This is a genomic window from Streptomyces recifensis, from assembly GCF_002154615.1.
Classification (GTDB): domain Bacteria; phylum Actinomycetota; class Actinomycetes; order Streptomycetales; family Streptomycetaceae; genus Streptomyces; species Streptomyces griseoluteus.
The window spans coordinates 1-746 of record NZ_MUNH01000830.1 but is presented as its reverse complement, the minus strand read 5'-3'; the positions used below and the strand labels follow the sequence as shown (position 1 = coordinate 746).

Below are 746 nucleotides of genomic sequence, written 5' to 3'. Positions count from 1 at the left end.
CCCTTCTCCCCGCAGGCCGCCGTGTTCACCGTGACCTGGCTGCCGGGCAGCGCGGTGGACGGGTACACCTGGAGGCTGTCGGCCCGCGCGGGCGTCAGACGGGCCGCGTCCGCGTGGGCCGGAACGGTGCCGAGCCCGGCCGCGGCTACGGCCAGCGCGGTACCGGTCAGCAGACGGGCGGTGCGTCGCATGGTGCTCCCCAGAGCTTGTCCGACTCGTGTCCTCGACTCGTGTGGCGCGGGGGACGTGCCCCTGCCCTTTCGAGGTAAAGGCCACCGCGCCCGGCCCGCCTCCCGAGCAGCCGCCCCCGCTGCGGTGAACGGGTGGCCGCCGCAGCCCCCGCACGGGTGAGGCGGCGCGACGTCACCGCAGGTCAGGGGCGGACTGGGGGCCCGGAGCCAAGTGCACACGAATGGCGTGCGGCCGGGGGGAACGCGAAGACGGTGCGCCGGACCCCGACGCACCGTCAGCCACCGCTCGCCACGGGAGGCTCAGCTCACGTTCACCGCGCTCCACGCCGCCCCGACCGCGTTGTACTCCGCGCTCCCGGCCCCGTACAGGTCCTTCGCCGCGTTCAGGGTCGCCGTGCGGGCGCCCGCGTAGTTGGTGGAGGACGTCATGTACACCGTCAGCGCGCGGTACCAGATCTTGCCGACCTTGTCGCGGCCGATGCCGGTCACCGACTGGCCGTTGGCCGTCGGGGAGTCGTACGAGACGCCGTTGATGGTCTTCGCGCCGCTGCCCTC

At 74.0% G+C, this 746-nt stretch carries 1 protein-coding gene and 1 pseudogene; both read right to left on the bottom strand.

Annotated features, from left to right (window positions below; genetic code table 11):
* A pseudogene (locus CCN33_RS30110) lies at positions 1-191 on the bottom strand (hypothetical protein); the annotation flags it as partial.
* Between the two features lie 300 nt (positions 192-491).
* Positions 492-746, bottom strand: a 255-nt coding sequence (locus CCN33_RS30105) for a M4 family metallopeptidase (protein WP_208621984.1), incomplete at its 5' end; no start/stop codon positions are given.